The sequence below is a fragment of the Luteimonas sp. MC1782 genome, from assembly GCF_014164605.1.
Classification (GTDB): Bacteria; Pseudomonadota; Gammaproteobacteria; order Xanthomonadales; family Xanthomonadaceae; genus Luteimonas.
In genome coordinates this window covers 444,905-461,238 of sequence record NZ_JACJFT010000002.1, presented here as the reverse complement: position 1 = coordinate 461,238, position 16,334 = coordinate 444,905, and the positions used below count along the sequence as shown (strand labels likewise).

The 16,334-nt window shown below is 65.2% G+C and carries 11 protein-coding genes, 2 tRNA genes and 3 rRNA genes; 4 read left to right on the top strand and 12 right to left on the bottom strand.

Annotation, left to right across the window (positions count from 1 at the left end):
• Nucleotides 1-38: 38 nt before the first annotated feature.
• The 5 genes from rrf to H5368_RS11540 form a co-directional block, all read right to left on the bottom strand.
• A 5S ribosomal RNA gene (rrf, locus tag H5368_RS11560) occupies nucleotides 39-152 on the bottom strand.
• Between the two features lie 171 nt (nucleotides 153-323).
• Nucleotides 324-3,205: ribosomal RNA gene (locus H5368_RS11555) — 23S ribosomal RNA — on the bottom strand.
• Between the two features lie 232 nt (nucleotides 3,206-3,437).
• Nucleotides 3,438-3,514: transfer RNA gene (locus tag H5368_RS11550), tRNA-Ile, on the bottom strand.
• Nucleotides 3,515-3,532: 18 nt separating this feature from the next.
• A tRNA-Ala gene (locus H5368_RS11545) sits at nucleotides 3,533-3,608 on the bottom strand.
• Nucleotides 3,609-3,702: 94 nt separating this feature from the next.
• A 16S ribosomal RNA gene (locus H5368_RS11540) occupies nucleotides 3,703-5,249 on the bottom strand.
• The 16S, 23S and 5S rRNA genes sit together here with 2 tRNA genes alongside, the layout of an rRNA operon.
• A 776-nt stretch (nucleotides 5,250-6,025) precedes the next feature.
• Between H5368_RS11540 and H5368_RS11535 the strand changes: the two genes are divergently transcribed.
• Nucleotides 6,026-6,478, top strand: coding sequence for a DUF192 domain-containing protein (locus H5368_RS11535; protein ID WP_255486514.1), 453 nt, complete (start codon nucleotides 6,026-6,028; stop codon nucleotides 6,476-6,478).
• 7 nt (nucleotides 6,479-6,485) lie between these two features.
• Here H5368_RS11535 and H5368_RS11530 read toward each other — a convergent pair whose 3' ends face one another.
• Nucleotides 6,486-6,677: a rubredoxin gene (locus H5368_RS11530; RefSeq protein ID WP_182824729.1), complete on the bottom strand. Its 192-nt coding sequence runs from the start codon at nucleotides 6,675-6,677 to the stop codon at nucleotides 6,486-6,488.
• A 99-nt stretch (nucleotides 6,678-6,776) separates the two neighbouring features.
• Here H5368_RS11530 and thiE point away from each other — a divergent pair, with 99 nt between their 5' ends.
• Together thiE and hemL are read left to right on the top strand one after the other, a co-directional pair.
• Entirely contained in the window at nucleotides 6,777-7,442 is a 666-nt protein-coding gene (gene thiE / locus H5368_RS11525; protein ID WP_220486637.1) for a thiamine phosphate synthase, read from the top strand.
• Entirely contained in the window at nucleotides 7,442-8,731 is a 1,290-nt protein-coding gene (gene hemL / locus H5368_RS11520) for a glutamate-1-semialdehyde 2,1-aminomutase (RefSeq protein ID WP_182824727.1), read from the top strand. The genes thiE and hemL overlap by 1 nt, the downstream gene beginning before the upstream one ends.
• An 87-nt stretch (nucleotides 8,732-8,818) precedes the next feature.
• Here hemL and H5368_RS11515 read toward each other — a convergent pair whose 3' ends face one another.
• From H5368_RS11515 to H5368_RS11505, 3 genes are read right to left on the bottom strand one after another with little or no spacing between them, the layout of a single operon-like run.
• Nucleotides 8,819-10,060 (bottom strand): acetylornithine transaminase, encoded by a 1,242-nt coding sequence (locus H5368_RS11515; RefSeq protein ID WP_182824725.1) that lies wholly within the window; start codon nucleotides 10,058-10,060, stop codon nucleotides 8,819-8,821.
• A gap of 5 nt (nucleotides 10,061-10,065) precedes the next feature.
• Entirely contained in the window at nucleotides 10,066-10,884 is an 819-nt protein-coding gene (locus H5368_RS11510; RefSeq protein ID WP_182824723.1) for an NAD(P)-dependent oxidoreductase, read from the bottom strand.
• Between the two features lie 27 nt (nucleotides 10,885-10,911).
• Nucleotides 10,912-11,574 (bottom strand): serine/threonine protein kinase, encoded by a 663-nt coding sequence (locus H5368_RS11505; RefSeq protein WP_182824721.1) that lies wholly within the window; start codon nucleotides 11,572-11,574, stop codon nucleotides 10,912-10,914.
• Nucleotides 11,575-11,617: 43 nt separating this feature from the next.
• Between H5368_RS11505 and H5368_RS11500 the strand changes: the two genes are divergently transcribed.
• The gene (locus H5368_RS11500; RefSeq protein WP_182824719.1) at nucleotides 11,618-13,633 is read left to right on the top strand and encodes a bifunctional DedA family/phosphatase PAP2 family protein; all 2,016 of its coding nucleotides are present in this window, start codon (nucleotides 11,618-11,620) and stop codon (nucleotides 13,631-13,633) included.
• Here the strand turns inward: H5368_RS11500 and H5368_RS11495 are convergent.
• The 3 genes from H5368_RS11495 to H5368_RS11485 are packed head-to-tail and all read right to left on the bottom strand — an operon-like array spanning nucleotide 13,630 to nucleotide 16,245.
• Complete coding sequence (locus tag H5368_RS11495; RefSeq protein ID WP_182824717.1) at nucleotides 13,630-14,205, bottom strand: LON peptidase substrate-binding domain-containing protein; 576 nt, start codon at nucleotides 14,203-14,205, stop codon at nucleotides 13,630-13,632. The two genes, H5368_RS11500 and H5368_RS11495, sit on opposite strands and share 4 nt — an antisense overlap.
• Before the next feature lie 43 nt (nucleotides 14,206-14,248).
• Complete coding sequence (gene mpl / locus H5368_RS11490) at nucleotides 14,249-15,670, bottom strand: UDP-N-acetylmuramate:L-alanyl-gamma-D-glutamyl-meso-diaminopimelate ligase (protein ID WP_255486539.1); 1,422 nt, start codon at nucleotides 15,668-15,670, stop codon at nucleotides 14,249-14,251.
• The gene (locus tag H5368_RS11485) at nucleotides 15,667-16,245 is read right to left on the bottom strand and encodes an adenylate kinase (RefSeq protein ID WP_182824715.1); all 579 of its coding nucleotides are present in this window, start codon (nucleotides 16,243-16,245) and stop codon (nucleotides 15,667-15,669) included. The genes mpl and H5368_RS11485 overlap by 4 nt, the downstream gene beginning before the upstream one ends.
• Nucleotides 16,246-16,334: the final 89 nt, after the last annotated feature.

Genomic DNA, 16,334 nt, shown 5'->3' with positions numbered 1-16,334 from the left:
ACCCCGCAGCCGAGGGCTGCGGGGTTTTGGGGTAAAAACCCTGGCGATGACCTACTCTCGCATGCTAGATGCACACTACCATCGGCGCATGTACGTTTCACTTCCGAGTTCGGAATGGGATCGGGTGGTTCCATACAGCTATTGTCACCAGGGAGAGGGTGGAGGGTCGCGGGCCGGTGTATTGGCTTCACGCGCACACGCTCTCGTTGGTTGCCTCCGAGCGTACCTGCAAGCAGGTGCGCCTTTGGCGAATAAATAAGGACGTAGCGAACTTTTGTGCCGAACATCGACGCGTCGTCGAGTCCAAGGCCACTTGAGGTTATATGGTCAAGCCACACGGATCATTAGTACAGGTTAGCTCAACACATTGCTGTGCTTACACACCCTGCCTATCAACCACCTAGTCTTGATGGTTCCTTTAGGGGGCTTGTGCCCCGGGAGATCTCATCTTGAGGCGCGCTTCCCGCTTAGATGCTTTCAGCGGTTATCGCTTCCGAACATAGCTACCCGGCAATGCCACTGGCGTGACAACCGGAACACCAGAGGTTCGTCCACTCCGGTCCTCTCGTACTAGGAGCAGCCCCTCTCAAATCTCCAACGCCCATGGCAGATAGGGACCGAACTGTCTCACGACGTTCTGAACCCAGCTCGCGTACCACTTTAAATGGCGAACAGCCATACCCTTGGGACCGACTACAGCCCCAGGATGTGATGAGCCGACATCGAGGTGCCAAACACCGCCGTCGATATGAACTCTTGGGCGGTATCAGCCTGTTATCCCCGGAGTACCTTTTATCCGTTGAGCGATGGCCCTTCCATACAGAACCACCGGATCACTAAGTCCTACTTTCGTACCTGCTTGATCCGTCGATCTTGCAGTCAAGCACGCTTATGCCTTTGCACACAGTGCGCGATGTCCGACCGCGCTGAGCGTACCTTCGAGCTCCTCCGTTACTCTTTGGGAGGAGACCGCCCCAGTCAAACTACCCACCATACACGGTCCCCGATCCGGATAACGGACCTAGGTTAGAACGTCAAGCACGACAGGGTGGTATTTCAAGGTTGGCTCCACCCCAGCTAGCGCCAGGGTTTCACAGCCTCCCACCTATCCTACACAGACGAACTCAACGTTCAGTGTAAAGCTATAGTAAAGGTTCACGGGGTCTTTCCGTCTTGCCACGGGAACGCTGCATCTTCACAGCGATTTCAATTTCACTGAGTCTCGGGTGGAGACAGCGCCGCTGTCGTTACGCCATTCGTGCAGGTCGGAACTTACCCGACAAGGAATTTCGCTACCTTAGGACCGTTATAGTTACGGCCGCCGTTTACTGGGGCTTCGATCAAGAGCTTCGCCTTGCGGCTGACCCCATCAATTAACCTTCCAGCACCGGGCAGGCGTCACACCCTATACGTCCACTTTCGTGTTTGCAGAGTGCTGTGTTTTTGATAAACAGTCGCAGCGGCCTGGTATCTGCGGCCCTCATTCGCTCAGCTGCGCATGCAGCCACGAACAAGGGCGTACCTTCTCCCGAAGTTACGGTACCATTTTGCCTAGTTCCTTCACCCGAGTTCTCTCAAGCGCCTGAGAATTCTCATCCTACCCACCTGTGTCGGTTTACGGTACGGTCTGCACAAGCTGAAGCTTAGGAGCTTTTCCTGGAAGCGTGGCATCAGTCACTTCGTCCTAATGGACTCGTCTCGCTGCTCGGTGTTGATGACCCCCCGGATTTGCCTAAGGGATCCACCTACCTGCTTTCCCCGGGACAACCAACGCCCGGTAGACCTAGCCTTCTCCGTCCCTCCATCGCACTTGTGCGAGGTGCAGGAATATTAACCTGCTTCCCATCGACTACGCATTTCTGCCTCGCCTTAGGGGCCGACTCACCCTGCGTCGATTAACGTTGCGCAAGGAAACCTTGGGCTTTCGGCGTGGGGGCTTTTCACCCCCATTATCGTTACTCATGTCAGCATTCGCACTTCCGATACCTCCAGCAGACTTTTCAATCCACCTTCGCAGGCTTACGGAACGCTCCTCTACCGCGCATCACAAAGTGATGCACCCCAAGCTTCGGTTCACTGCTTAGCCCCGTTAAATCTTCCCCGCAGACCGACTCGACCAGTGAGCTATTACGCTTTCTTTAAAGGATGGCTGCTTCTAAGCCAACCTCCTGGCTGTCTGTGCCTTTCCACATGGTTTTCCACTTAGCAGTGAATTTGGGACCTTAGCTGTGGGTCTGGGTTGTTTCCCTTTTCACGACGAACGTTAGCACCCGCCGTGTGTCTCCCGCATAGTCTGTCTTGGTATTCGGAGTTTGCCATGGGTTGGTAAGTCGCAATGACCCCCTAGCCATAACAGTGCTCTACCCCCAAGAAGATTCGTGCGAGGCGCTACCTAAATAGCTTTCGAGGAGAACCAGCTATCTCCGGGTTCGATTAGCTTTTCACTCCTAATCACAGCTCATCCCCGTCTTTTGCAACAGACGTGGGTTCGGGCCTCCAGTTGATGTTACTCAACCTTCACCCTGGCCATGACTAGATCACCCGGTTTCGGGTCTACTGCCCGCGACTATGCGCCCTTATCAGACTCGGTTTCCCTTCGCCTCCCCTATACGGTTAAGCTCGCCACGAACAGTAAGTCGCTGACCCATTATACAAAAGGTACGCAGTCACCCCGAAGGGCTCCTACTGCTTGTACGCACACGGTTTCAGGATCTATTTCACTCCCTTCACCAGGGTTCTTTTCGCCTTTCCCTCACGGTACTGGTTCACTATCGGTCGGTCAGGAGTATTTAGCCTTGGAGGATGGTCCCCCCATGTTCAGACAGGGTTTCACGTGCCCCGCCCTACTCATTTTTCATCGACAAGGCCCTTTCGAATACAGGGCTATCACCTTCTATGGCCAGTCTTTCCAGACTGTTTTTCTAGAACCAAGTCGACTTTTGGGCTGCTCCCCGTTCGCTCGTCGCTACTAGGGGAATCTCGGTTGATTTCTTTTCCTCCGGGTACTTAGATATTTCAGTTCCCCGGGTTCGCCTTGCATGGCTATGTATTCACCATGCAATACTCCTTGCGGAGTGGGTTTCCCCATTCGGACATTGCCGGATCAAAGCTTGTTGCCAGCTCCCCGACACTTTTCGCAGGCTACCACGTCCTTCATCGCCTCTGACCGCCAAGGCATCCACCGTGTGCGCTTATTCACTTGACCATATAACCCCAAGTCGCCTCGGAGCCATATGACGCCCATGCGTACAAAGCATGGACATGAATATAACCACTCAATTTATTAGGACCTCGAGGGTCCCGCCTTAGCCTCTACGACACGTCTGGATATTCGTCTCAAACGCTCGCTACGTCCTTGGTTTTAAAAGAACACGGAACGGCCACGATGCCGATCCGATTCAAATCTATATAAGTATGCGCAATCAAACATCCAGGAATGGTGGGTCTGGGAGGACTCGAACCACCGGCCTCACCCTTATCAGGGGTGCGCTCTAACCACCTGAGCTACAGACCCGATTCGTTTCCTGCCAGATGGTGGAGCCAGTCGGGATCGAACCGACGACCCCCTGCTTGCAAAGCAGGTGCTCTCCCAGCTGAGCTATGGCCCCGAAACGGGGTCGGTTCCTGGCCATTGGCCGGAACTCCTGGATGCAGGTCACTTGTGCGGACGCCTGACAGGCAATTACCTGTCTTTATGTCTCTAAAGGAGGTGATCCAGCCGCACCTTCCGATACGGCTACCTTGTTACGACTTCACCCCAGTCATCTGCCACACCGTGGCAAGCGCCCTCCCGAAGGTTAAGCTACCTGCTTCTGGTGCAACAAACTCCCATGGTGTGACGGGCGGTGTGTACAAGGCCCGGGAACGTATTCACCGCAGCAATGCTGATCTGCGATTACTAGCGATTCCGACTTCACGGAGTCGAGTTGCAGACTCCGATCCGGACTGAGATTAGGTTTCTGGGATTGGCTTGCCCTCGCGGGTTTGCAGCCCTCTGTCCTAACCATTGTAGTACGTGTGTAGCCCTGGCCGTAAGGGCCATGATGACTTGACGTCATCCCCACCTTCCTCCGGTTTGTCACCGGCGGTCTCCTTAGAGTTCCCACCATTACGTGCTGGCAACTAAGGACAAGGGTTGCGCTCGTTGCGGGACTTAACCCAACATCTCACGACACGAGCTGACGACAGCCATGCAGCACCTGTCTCACGGTTCCCGAAGGCACCAAACCATCTCTGGTAAGTTCCGTGGATGTCAAGGCCAGGTAAGGTTCTTCGCGTTGCATCGAATTAAACCACATACTCCACCGCTTGTGCGGGCCCCCGTCAATTCCTTTGAGTTTCAGTCTTGCGACCGTACTCCCCAGGCGGCGAACTTAACGCGTTAGCTTCGATACTGAAGACTCAATTGTCCCCAACATCCAGTTCGCATCGTTTAGGGCGTGGACTACCAGGGTATCTAATCCTGTTTGCTCCCCACGCTTTCGTGCCTCAGTGTCAGTACAGGTCCAGATGGCCGCCTTCGCCACGGATGTTCCTCCCGATCTCTACGCATTTCACTGCTACACCGGGAATTCCGCCATCCTCTACCGTACTCTAGCCTGCCAGTATCCAATGCAATTCCCAGGTTGAGCCCAGGGCTTTCACATCAGACTTAACAAACCACCTACGCACGCTTTACGCCCAGTAATTCCGAGTAACGCTTGCACCCTTCGTATTACCGCGGCTGCTGGCACGAAGTTAGCCGGTGCTTATTCTTTGGGTACCGTCAGAACAACCGGGTATTAACCGATTGCTTTTCTTCCCCAACAAAAGAGCTTTACAACCCAAGGGCCTTCTTCACTCACGCGGCATGGCTGGATCAGGCTTGCGCCCATTGTCCAATATTCCCCACTGCTGCCTCCCGTAGGAGTCTGGACCGTGTCTCAGTTCCAGTGTGGCTGATCATCCTCTCAGACCAGCTACGGATCGTCGCCTTGGTGGGCCTTTACCCCACCAACTAGCTAATCCGACATCGGCTCATCTATCTGCGCGAAGCCCGAAGGTCCTCCGCTTTCACCCGTAGGTCGTATGCGGTATTAGCGTAAGTTTCCCTACGTTATCCCCCACAAATAGGCAGATTCCGATGTATTCCTCACCCGTCCGCCACTCGCCACCCATAAGAGCAAGCTCTTACTGTGCTGCCGTTCGACTTGCATGTGTTAGGCCTGCCGCCAGCGTTCACTCTGAGCCAGGATCAAACTCTTCACTTAAGTTTTTCGGTCCGACCCGAAGGTCTCGCCAATGCTTTGAGTGCAGAAGTCGAACCGGAGCTCAAATCACTCGCTTGCATTTCTGCATTTGAATCATTCTTTGCTCTTGTTACGAACATCTACAAATGGACAGTCATCCACTTGCCAGACGCCCGCACAAGTCACCTGCGCATACTTTCAAAGATCCTGGGAGAGGCCTCAGCGCCTTTTCCCGTGCCTCGTCGTTTCCGTCGAGGTGAGCCGCACATTATAGCGTGCTTTTCGTTTCCGTCAACACCGTGTGAGGCGTTGATTTCAACCTCGTCTGTCTTCGTGGCCCGAAGGCCTTTCCGTCAACCGAGCCGCACATCTTACCGCGTTTTTCGTTTCCGTCAACACCCTGTGAGGTGCCGATTTCAACCTCGTTTGCCGTCGTGGCCCGGAGGCCTTTCCGTCAAGCGAGCCGCACATATTAGCGCGGTTTCCGCTTCCGTCAACACCCTGTGAGGGGTTGATTTCAGCCTCCCTTGTCTTCGTGGCCCGGAAGCCGTTCCGTCAGGGGAGCCGCACATATTAGCGCGGTTTCGAAGAACGTCAACACCGTGTGAAGCCGTTTCTTTCGTCCCCGCCCTGGTGTGCCGGCGTGTGCCGGCCGCTCCTTGGCGGGGCGCGCATTGTGCAGCGCGGCGGAAGCTTTGGGAAGGGGCAAAAGCGAAGTTTTTCGCACGCGGTGCACTTGACCCTCACGCGTCGCTGGCAGATGTTGGCCTCCACTCCGCTTTCAGGGCGAAAACGCCATGCGTCAGCTGTTCACAGCGTCACTTGTCGCATTCATGTCATTGCTCACGACTGCCTGCGCGAGCTCCAGCGCCTGGGTGGAGCTTGCCGGCGAGCGGATTGCCGTGGAAATTGCCGATGACGACGAGGAACGCGCGCGTGGCCTGATGTTCCGTGACACCCTGGCCGACGGCCACGGCATGCTTTTCATCCATGAACGCGAGGAGCGCCAGGCGTACTGGATGAAGAACACGCGGATCGCGCTGGACATCCTGTACTTCGATGCCTCGCTGCGGCTCGTCTCCCAGCAGCGCGATGTCCCCCCCTGCTCCGCCGGCGACCGTTGCCCGCCCTATCCGAGCAGCAAGCCGGCGCGCTATGTGCTCGAACTCAATGCCGGCGAGGCACGGCGCATGGACCTGCAGGATGGCGCGTTGCTGCGCCTGGGCCCCGGCGTGGGCGAGGCGCCCTGAGTTCCTGTCAGGCGACGATCATCTCGAAATCGTCCTTGGTCACACCGCAGTCCGGGCATGTCCAGGTGTCCGGAACATCGTCCCAGCGCGTGCCCGGCGCGATGCCCTCCTCGGGAATCCCCACGGCCTCGTCATAGATGAACCCGCACACGACACACATCCAGGTGCGGTAGGCAGTCTGCGTGGCGACGTCGTTCATCGGATAATGCGCTTGGCTGGAGGAATCCGGCATTGTCCCACCCGCGGCTTGTGACAGGAAGCCGCGCCACGGCGCATTGCCGAGCACCGGAGCAGCGCATTGCGAGGCCTTTACCTCATCACACCCGACGACATCGACACACCGCGGCTGGTCGCGCGCGTCGCCGCGGTGTTGCCCGGCGCCGCCCTGCTGCAGTACCGCAACAAGGCGGCCGACGCGCCATTGCGGCGCGAACAGGCGATGGCACTCCTGCAGCTTTGCCGTCAGCTCGGCGTTCCGCTGCTGGTCAACGACGACTGGCGTCTCGCGGCCGAGATCGGCGCCGATGGCGCGCACCTCGGCGGTGGCGACGGCGCGATCGGCGAGGCACGCGCGGCGCTGGGCGCAGGGGCGATCCTCGGTGCGTCCTGTTATGGCGACCTCACGCGCGCCGGGGCCGCGGCCGCAGCGGGTGCCAGCTACGTCGCGTTCGGCGCCTTCTTCCCGTCGACAACCAAACCGGGGGCGCCCCGTGCGGATCCCGCACTCCTGGCCCAGGCGGCAGCACTCGGCCTGCCGCGTGCCGCGATCGGCGGCATCACCCCCGACAATGCGCGGCAGCTGGTCGACGCCGGCGCGGACCTGCTGGCGGTGATCGGCGCGGTGTTCGACGCCGCCGACCCCGTTTGCGCCGCGCAGCGCCTGCGCGCCTGCTTTGAACCCGCATCCGCGTCCGGCACCCGCCACGCGCATGCACCGCCACATTTGCAGACAAGGACCCCATGATGAAGACCGACCGCTCCCAAGCCCTGTTCACCCGCGCGCGCGCACTGATGCCCGGCGGCGTGAACTCGCCGGTGCGCGCGTTCCGCTCGGTGGGGGGCGAACCGTTCTTCGCCGCGCGTGCCGAGGGCGCGCATATCGAGGACGTCGACGGCAACCGCTACATCGACTATGTCGGCTCCTGGGGCCCGATGGTGGTCGGCCACAACCATCCGGCGGTCCTCGAGGCCGTGGTGCGCACCGCGCGCGACGGCCTGTCGTTCGGCGTGCCCAATGCCCTCGAGGTGACCATGGCCGAAACGTTGACCCGGCTGGTGCCATCGATGGACATGGTGCGCATGGTGAATTCGGGCACCGAAGCGACGCTTTCGGCGATACGCCTGGCGCGCGGCGCCACCGGCCGCAGCCGGATCGTGAAGTTCGAGGGTTGCTACCACGGCCACGGTGACTCGTTCCTGGTCAAGGCCGGCAGCGGCGCGCTGACCCTCGGCGTGCCGGACTCGCCGGGCGTACCCAAGGCGCTGGCCGACCTCACCCTCACCCTGCCCTACAACGACTTCGACGCCGCGACCGCGCTCTTTGACGCCTGCGGCGATGACATCGCCGGCCTGATCGTGGAGCCGGTGGTCGGCAATGCCAACTGCCTGCCGCCGCGCCCGGGGTTCCTGCAGCACCTGCGCAGGCTGTGCACGCGCCACGGCGTGGTGCTGATCTTCGACGAGGTGATGACCGGGTTCCGCGTCGCCCTCGGCGGCGCGCAGGCGCGTTACGGAGTCGCCGCGGATCTGAGCACCTTCGGCAAGGTGATCGGCGGCGGCATGCCGGTGGGGGCCTACGGCGGGCGCCGCGACCTGATGGAGCTGATCGCGCCTGCCGGCCCCGTCTACCAGGCCGGGACGCTGAGCGGAAACCCGGTGGCGATGGCCGCGGGCCTTGCGATGCTCGGGCTCGTGCAGGCACCGGGCTTCCACGACGCGCTCGAGCGTCGCACCAACCTGCTCTGCGATGGCCTTGAAGAGGCGGCGCGCGATGCCGGCGTGGCGTTCACCACCCAGCGCGTCGGCGGCATGTTCGGGATGTTCTTCAGCAGCGAACAGGTCGACACCTACGCGCAGGCCATGGCCTGCGATCGCGAGGCCTTCAACCGCTTCTTCCACGCCATGCTGGAGCGTGGCGTGTACCTGGCGCCGTCGGCGTTCGAGGCCGGCTTCATGTCCGCGGCGCACGACGACGCGGTGATCGCGGCGACGATTGCCGCCGCACGCGAGGCGTTCGCCGCCGCCAGGGGCTGAGTCGACGCAGCGGCACCGCCGGGGCCAGGACGCACAGCGGGCGCCGGGGCCGGGCGCGCACCCGGGTGCCGCTGCGCACCCGCTCCGTCAGGCCGCGTGGATCTCGCGCAGCGCCGCGCCCAGCCGCTGCAGGCCGTCCGCCACCTCTTCGTCGCTGATGTTCAGCGACGGCACGAAGCGCAACACATCCGGGCCCGCCTGCAGCAGCAGGAGGCCATGTACGGCGGCGCGGTCAAGGATCTCGCCGGCACGCCCGACGAAGGCCGGCGCCAGCACCGCGCCCAGCATCAGTCCGCGGCCGCGGATCGCAGCGAACAGGCCGCGGCCGTCGTCGAGCGCGGCCAGACCAGCACGCAGCGCCAGTGACTGCCGTTCGACATTGGCTGCAATGTCCACCGAGGCCAGCTTGCGCAGCGCCACGCGCGCCACCGCTGCTGCCAGCGGATTGCCGCCAAAGGTGGTGCCGTGGTCGCCGAACTGCATCGCTTCGGCCACTCTGTGGCCAGCCAGCATCGCGCCGACCGGAAATCCGCCGCCCAGCGCCTTGGCCAGGGTGACGATGTCCGGCACCACATGGTCCTGCCAATGCGCGAACAGCGCGCCGGTGCGGCCCATGCCGCACTGGATCTCGTCGAGCACAAGCAGCGCGTCGTGGCGGTCGCACAGCGCGCGCACCGCCTGCAGGAAGCCGGGCGCCGCCGGCATCACCCCGCCCTCGCCCTGGATCGGTTCGAGCAGCACCGCGGCGACGTCGCCGCCGGCCATGGCCGATTCCAGCTGCGCGATGTCGTTGAAGTCGACGTAGCGGAACCCGCCCGGCAGCGGCTCATAGCCTGCCTGGTACTTCGGCTGTGCGGTGGCGGTGACCGCGGCCAGCGTGCGCCCGTGAAAACTGCCGCGGAAGCTGACGATCACGCGCCGGTCGGGCGCACGCCCCTGCGCACTGGCCCATTTGCGCACCAGCTTGATCGCGGCCTCGTTGGCCTCGGCACCCGAGTTGCACAGGAACACCCGTTCGGCGAAGCGCGAGGCCTCCACCAGCTCCTGCGCCAGGCGCAGCGGCGGCTCGCTGTGGAAGACGTTGCTGGTGTGCCAGAGCTTGCCGGCCTGCTCGACCAGCGCGGCGACCAGGTCGGGGTCGTTGTGGCCCAGGCCACACACGGCGATGCCGGCGGCGAAATCCACGTAGTCGCGGCCGTCGCGGTCCCACAGCCGCGCGCCCTGCCCACGCTCCAGCACCACCTGCCGCTGGCGGTACACCGGCAGGTAGTGGCGCTCGCCGAGCGCGATCAGGTCGTGTGATGCGGCGGGGTCGGAGGTGTGTGCCATGGCGGTCAGTCCAGGAACAGGTCGGGCAGCAGCGGCTGGGAGGGATCGGAGGCGTAGCGGTCGAAGCCGGTTGCGCCGGCCTCGCGCAGCACCTCCTCGTCGATCAGGAACTCGCCGTGGAAGCCGCGGGCCTCGCGCACCAGCACGGCATGCGCGGCGTCGGCCACGATCTCCGGGCTGCGGCCGTTGGCCAGCTCCACGCCCGGGATCATGTTCAGCGCATCGGTGGCGATGATGGTGCGCGGCCACAGCGCATTGACCGCCACGCCCTGCGGGCCGAATTCGGCGGCAAGGCCCAGGGTCACGAAGCTCATGCCCATCTTGGCCAGGGTGTAGCCGGTGTGCGGACCCCACCACTTCGGATCCAGCGACGGCGGCGGCGCGAGCGTGAGGATGTGCGGGTTCGGCGCTTCGAGCAGGTACGGCAGGCAGGCCTGCGCGCACAGGAAGCTGCCGCGCGCGTTGACCTGCTGCATGAGGTCGAAGCGCTTCATCGGCGTATCCAGCGTGCCGCGCAACCAGATCGCGCTGGCGTTGTTCACCAGGATGTCGACGCCGCCGAAGGTGTCGACCGTGGCCGCTACCGCGGCGCGCACCTGGTCCTCCTCGCGGATGTCGCATTTCAGCGCCAGCGCCTGGCCGCCCGCAGCGGTGACCGCCGTGGCCGCGGTATGGATGGTGCCGGGCAAACGTGGATTGGCGACATCGGACTTGGCGGCGATGGCGATGTTGGCGCCGTCGCGCGCCGCGCGCAGCGCGATGGCCAGGCCGATGCCGCGCGAGGCGCCAGTGATGAACAGGGTTTTTCCGGCGAGGGTGTGCATGCGGGATCTCGTTGCTGCGGGGGTGGATCAGGGCTTGGGGCCCTGGCCTTCGTTGTCTTCCCACTTCAGGAGCCGTCGGGTGACGAAGCGGTACACCGGCTTGCCGCTGGCGAACCAGGCGTCGCGCAGCCAGGAGGTGCGCTTCAGTAGGCGCCGCTCGACGGGCGTGATCCGGGCGGGACAATAGGTGCGCTTGTGCTTGAGGAGATGGCGCAGGTCCTCGCGCGCGAGCAGGCGCATCCAGCGCGAGCGCGGCGCACCACGCACGGCAAGCTGGAAGTCGATGACCGCGGGCGTGCCGTCGGCGCGCACCAGCCAGTTGGCTTCCTTGGCGAGGTCGTTGTGGGCAACGCCATGGCGATGCAGCGTCTGCAGCAGGCGGCGCGCGCGGCGGAAATACGCGATGTCGCCATGCGGCGGGCGCTGGTACATCGCCGCACCGTCCATGTAGCTGCGGTCGAGCATGCGGCCGTCCCAGCCCAGGAGCTGCGGCACCGCGTCCATCCCGGCCACGGCGACGAGCCCGCGCGCCTCGCGCCGCGCAAGCCACCACGCCGGCAAGCGCAGCCACGCCGGCACGTGGCGCAGGTCGCGGCGCACGAAGCATCCGGCCGCGCCCCGCATCAAGGCGATGCGGCCGAAGCTGTCGGCCTTGAGGGCCTGGATCTCGATGGCGTCACGGCGGTCCATCGACACATTGTAGGCGGCGCGACCGTCGCCACCGGCTGCCATAATGCCGCCGGTGACTGCCTGGTTCGACAGCATCGTGACCTGGATCGGCGCCCACCCGGTGGCCGCGGGCTGGGTGATCTTCGCCATCGCGTTCTGCGACGCGGTGATCGTGCTGGGCGCCATCGTGCCGGCGCTGCCACTGATGTTCGCGATCGGCGTGCTGATCGGCCTGGGCGAGATTTCCGGCCCCTACGCGGTGGCCTGCGCGGCCCTCGGCGCCTTCATCGGGGACGGCACCAGCTTCTGGATCGGACGCCGCTGGGGCCCACAGCTGCGCACGGTGTGGCCGTTCCGCAAGTACCCGCAGCTGCTCGACCGCGGCGAACAGCTGTTCCGGCGCAATGCCATCAAGGCGATCTTCATTGCCCGCTACGTCGGCCCGGTGCGGCCGTTCGTGCCCGCCATCGCCGGCATGGCGCACATGGCCTTGCGGCGCTACATCCCGGCGAGCGCGATCGCCGCGGCCAGCTGGGCGCTGCTGTTCCTGATCCCGGGCTGGCTGTTGGGCGAGGCCTATGACGCGGTGGCCGCGGTGGCCGACCGCCTGGCGATCGTGATCGGCGCCCTGCTGGTGGCCATCGCCGCCGCCTGGGCGGGGGTGCTCTACACCTACCGCTGGTTTGCCCGGCATGCGGATTCGCTGCTGGCGCGCGCGCTGCGCTGGACCAGCGCGCACCCGCGGCTCGGGCGCTATGCCGTGGCACTGATCTCGCCGCAGCGACCGGAGTCCGCATCGCTCGCGCTGCTCGCCGCCTGCCTGCTGGCGATCGGCGTGGCCTGGTTCGCGCTGCTGGCCACGATGCTGGCGCGCGGCGGCCCCTTGTTGCTCGACCTGCGCGTGCATGACGCGATGTACGCGCTGCGCAATCCGCTGGCCGACCGGCTGATGGCCGGGCTGGCGTCGATCGGCGATCCGTCGGTGCTGGCGTGGCCGGTGGCGCTGGTGACGCTGTGGCTGCTGTGGCGGCGGCGCTGGATGGCCGCCACCCATTGGATGGCGGCGCTCGCCTTCGGCCTGGCCCTGACCGCGGCGCTGGAGGCGGCGATCGACATGCCGCGCCCGCCGACCGCGCTCAGCGGCTTCGGGTTTCCCTCGGTGGGCCTGACCATGGTCACCATCACCTTCGGATTCTTCGCGGTGCTGATCGCGCGCGAGCTGCCCGGGCGGCAGCGGGTGTGGCCGTACCTGGTCTCCGGCGCGGTGGTCGCGGTCCTTGGCTTCGCGCGCCTGTACCTCGGTGCGCACTGGCTGACCGACCTGGTCGGCGGGATGCTGCTGGGCATCATGTGGCTGCTGGTGCTGGGCATCGCCTATCGGCGCCACGTGGCGCGGTCGTTCTGGATGCGTCCGCTGGCGGCCCTGTTCTACGGCGCGTTCATGGTGGCGGCGCTGTGGCACGCGCCGCGCGCGGTCGACCCGCTGCTCGCCAAGTTCGCACCGCTGCAGGCGCCAGCCACGCTCGATGCCGCGGCATGGTGGCAGGACGACTGGGCCACGTTGCCGTCGCAACGCAAGGAACGCGACGCCAGTCTTCGCTGGCCGCTGGACGTGCAGCTGGCCGGGCCGCTGGCCCCGGTGGCGGCACGCCTGCGCGCGCGCGGCTGGGTGGTGCAGGAGCAGGCCGCCTGGAAGGACACCCTGCGCCTGCTCGACGACGACACCGCGCCACACGCACAGAAGGTGCTGCCGGCCACCTACGACGCGCTCGCCGAATCGCTGCTGATGCGGCGCAGGGTCGGCCCCGACCGCCTGCAGGTGCTGCGCCTGTGGCGCGCGCCGCGGCAGCTCGTGGATGGCACCCCGCTCTGGATCGGCACCACGCAGACGCTGGCCTACGTGCGGCCGTTCGACCTGTTCGGGCTGTGGCTGCCCGAGGCGTACGACGGCGTGGCCTACCAGCGCGTGCGCGACGACCTGGCCGGCTTCGACATGCGCGAGGCCGACCGGGCAGAGTCCCAGCAGCCGGTGCTCCGGCTGCGCAGCATGCCCGGCGCCGCCGCGACGGAACCGCGCTAGCCGATCACCGCCAGCAGCGCGTCGAGTCGCGCATGCGGGTCGTCGAGTTGCAGCAGCGCCAGGCGCTGCACTTCGTCCATCGGCAACATCTCGGCCAGGCGCCAGCCAACCCACGCCGCATCGTCGAAGCGCGCGTTGCCGGGCGCCGGATTGCCCACCTTGTCGACGATCCGCTCGATCAGCGTCGCCAGCAGCGCGTGTTCGGGACGAAGCCGCGGGGACACTTGCGCATCGGCAAGCCATTCAACGTCGGCGACCACCAGGCCGTTGTCGCGCACATGGCTGCGCGCCACGCGAAAGCGGCGCGCGCCACGGACGGAGAGGGTCAACAGGCCGTCGTCACCGGTGCCGAAATCCTCGATCCGTGCCTCGGTGCCATGGGTGGCGGGCGTGGCCGGAGCGCCCGCTTCGCCGCCCGCCATGACCAGGCAGATGCCGAAGCCCTCGCCGCTGCGCCCGCAATCGCGGACCAGGTCGAGGTAGCGCGCCTCGAAGATGCGCAGCCCGAGCGCGGCGCCCGGAACCAGCACCGCCTGCAGCGGAAACAAGGGAAGCACGTGCAAGCCGTCCATGGGGCAAGTCTAACCGCCGCCGCGTGCATGCCGCGCGCGACGCTCAGCGCGCGCGGAGCACGTCGAGGAAGCGCCGCGGCGCGGCGTCGAATCCGCCGTTGGACATGAACACCAGGTGGTCACCCGGGTGCGCCAGCGAGGCGAGGCATGACAGCAAGGCATCGGCATCGGCCACCGCGTGTCCTTTGCCGCGCAGCGCCGCGACCACCGCGCCGGCATCCCAGGCAAGCTCGGGCCGGTGCAGGAACACCACGACGTCGGCCTGGTCCAGCGACGGCGCCAGGGCCGCGGCGTGCGCGCCCAGCCGCATCGAATTGCTGCGCGGCTCCAGGGCGACCACGATCCGCCCGCCGCCGACGCGCGCGCGCAGGCCGGCCAGGGTGGTGGCGATGGCCGTGGGGTGGTGCGCGAAGTCGTCGTACACACTCACACCGCCGGCCTCGCCCAGCAGCTCCATGCGCCGCTTCACGCTGCGGAACGCCGCAAGCGACGGCAGCACGCCGGCCACGTCCACGCCCACCGCATCGCAGCAGGCCAGCGCGGCCAGCGCGTTCATCACGTTGTGGCGGCCGAGCAGCGGCCAGTGCACTTCGCCGACCTCGAGCCCCTGGTGCACGACCGCGAACGCGCTGCCGTCGGCGGCGATCAGCCGCGCGCTCCAGTCGAACGGCGCGCCATCCACCGCGGCCGCCGGGTCCAGCCCGAAGCGCACCACCGGCGTCCAGCAGCCCATCGCCAGCACTTCGGCCAGGCGCGCGTCCTCGCCGTTGACCACCAGCCGCCCGCCCCCCGGCACGGTGCGCACCAGGTGGTGGAACTGGCGCTGGATGGCGGCCACGTCGGGGAAGATGTCGGCGTGGTCGAACTCGAGGTTGTTGAGGATCGCCACCCGCGGGCGGTAGTGCACGAACTTCGAGCGCTTGTCGAAGAACGCGGTGTCGTATTCGTCGGCCTCGACCACGAACAGCGGGCGCTCCCCCGTAGCTGCGGCATCCGCCCCGGCGCCACCAAGCCGCGCCGACACCCCGAAATCCTCGGCCACGCCGCCGATCAGGAACCCCGGCGCGCGGCCCGCCGCTTCCAGCAGGTGCGCCAGGATCGTGGTGGTGGTGGTCTTGCCGTGGGTGCCCGCGACCGCAAGCGTGTCGCGGCCCGGCAGCACGTTCTCGCGCAGCCATTCGGCGCCGGACGTGTACGACAGCCCGGCGTCGAGGACATGCTCGACCGCCGGATTGCCGCGCGACAGGGCGTTGCCGATCACCACCTGGTCGCAGCCGGCGGAGATGTTGGCCGGTGCATAGCCCTGGCTGAGCGCGATGCCGAGCTGCTCCAGCTGGGTGGACATGGGCGGATACACCGCCTGGTCGCTGCCCTCCACCTCATGGCCCAGTTCGCGCGCCAACGCAGCCACGCCGCCCATGAAGGTGCCGGCGATGCCGAGGATATGCAGCTTCACGTGGCTCAGCCGACCGGATGCGACGGCGCGATCGCCTCGAGGATGCGGTTGAAGACCTCGTCCAGGCCGCCCACGCCGTCGACCACGGTGAGCTTGCCGTGCTGGCGGTAGAACCCGATCACCGGCGCGGTCTGCTGGTCGTACACCGTCAGGCGCTTGCGCACCGACTCCGGGTTGTCGTCGGAACGGCCTTCGGCCTGCGCACGGCCGGCAAGGCGTTCGATCAGCAGTTCGTTGTCGACCTCGAGCTGCACGGCCGCGTCCATCGGCTGGCCCATGCGGACCAGCAGCGCGTCGAGGGCCGCGGCCTGCGCCAGGTTGCGCGGGTAACCGTCGAGGATGAAGCCGTGATGGGTGTCGGCCCGTGAGAAGCGGTCCTCGAGCATGCCCAGCAGGATTTCGTCGGACACCAGATCGCCGCGCGCCATGACCTCCTTGGCCTGCATGCCCAACGGGCTGCCCGCGGCCACTTCGGCCCGCAGCAGGTCGCCGGTGGAAATGTGGGGGACCTGCAGGTGGTCCTTCAGGCGCGCGGCCTGCGTCCCTTTGCCGGAACCCGGCGCACCAAGAAGTACCAGTCGCATCGATTGCTCCATGAACGTACAGGGCGTGCACCGGGCGCGGCGTAGAATCCGGCAGCCGCGGCGACGACCGCGCCAGCTTACCGTATCCG

Bases quoted from the DNA above. Each gene is read 5' to 3' on its own strand.
- H5368_RS11535 (WP_255486514.1), top strand. From the start codon at position 6,026: ATGCGTCAGCTGTTCACAGCGTCACTTGTCGCATTCATGTCATTGCTC.
- H5368_RS11530 (WP_182824729.1), bottom strand. From the start codon at position 6,677: ATGAACGACGTCGCCACGCAGACTGCCTACCGCACCTGGATGTGTGTC.
- hemL (WP_182824727.1), top strand. From the start codon at position 7,442: ATGAAGACCGACCGCTCCCAAGCCCTGTTCACCCGCGCGCGCGCACTG.
- H5368_RS11515 (WP_182824725.1), bottom strand. From the start codon at position 10,060: ATGGCACACACCTCCGACCCCGCCGCATCACACGACCTGATCGCGCTC.
- H5368_RS11510 (WP_182824723.1), bottom strand. From the start codon at position 10,884: ATGCACACCCTCGCCGGAAAAACCCTGTTCATCACTGGCGCCTCGCGC.
- H5368_RS11505 (WP_182824721.1), bottom strand. From the start codon at position 11,574: ATGGACCGCCGTGACGCCATCGAGATCCAGGCCCTCAAGGCCGACAGC.
- H5368_RS11500 (WP_182824719.1), top strand. From the start codon at position 11,618: ATGCCGCCGGTGACTGCCTGGTTCGACAGCATCGTGACCTGGATCGGC.
- H5368_RS11495 (WP_182824717.1), bottom strand. From the start codon at position 14,205: ATGGACGGCTTGCACGTGCTTCCCTTGTTTCCGCTGCAGGCGGTGCTG.
- H5368_RS11485 (WP_182824715.1), bottom strand. From the start codon at position 16,245: ATGCGACTGGTACTTCTTGGTGCGCCGGGTTCCGGCAAAGGGACGCAG.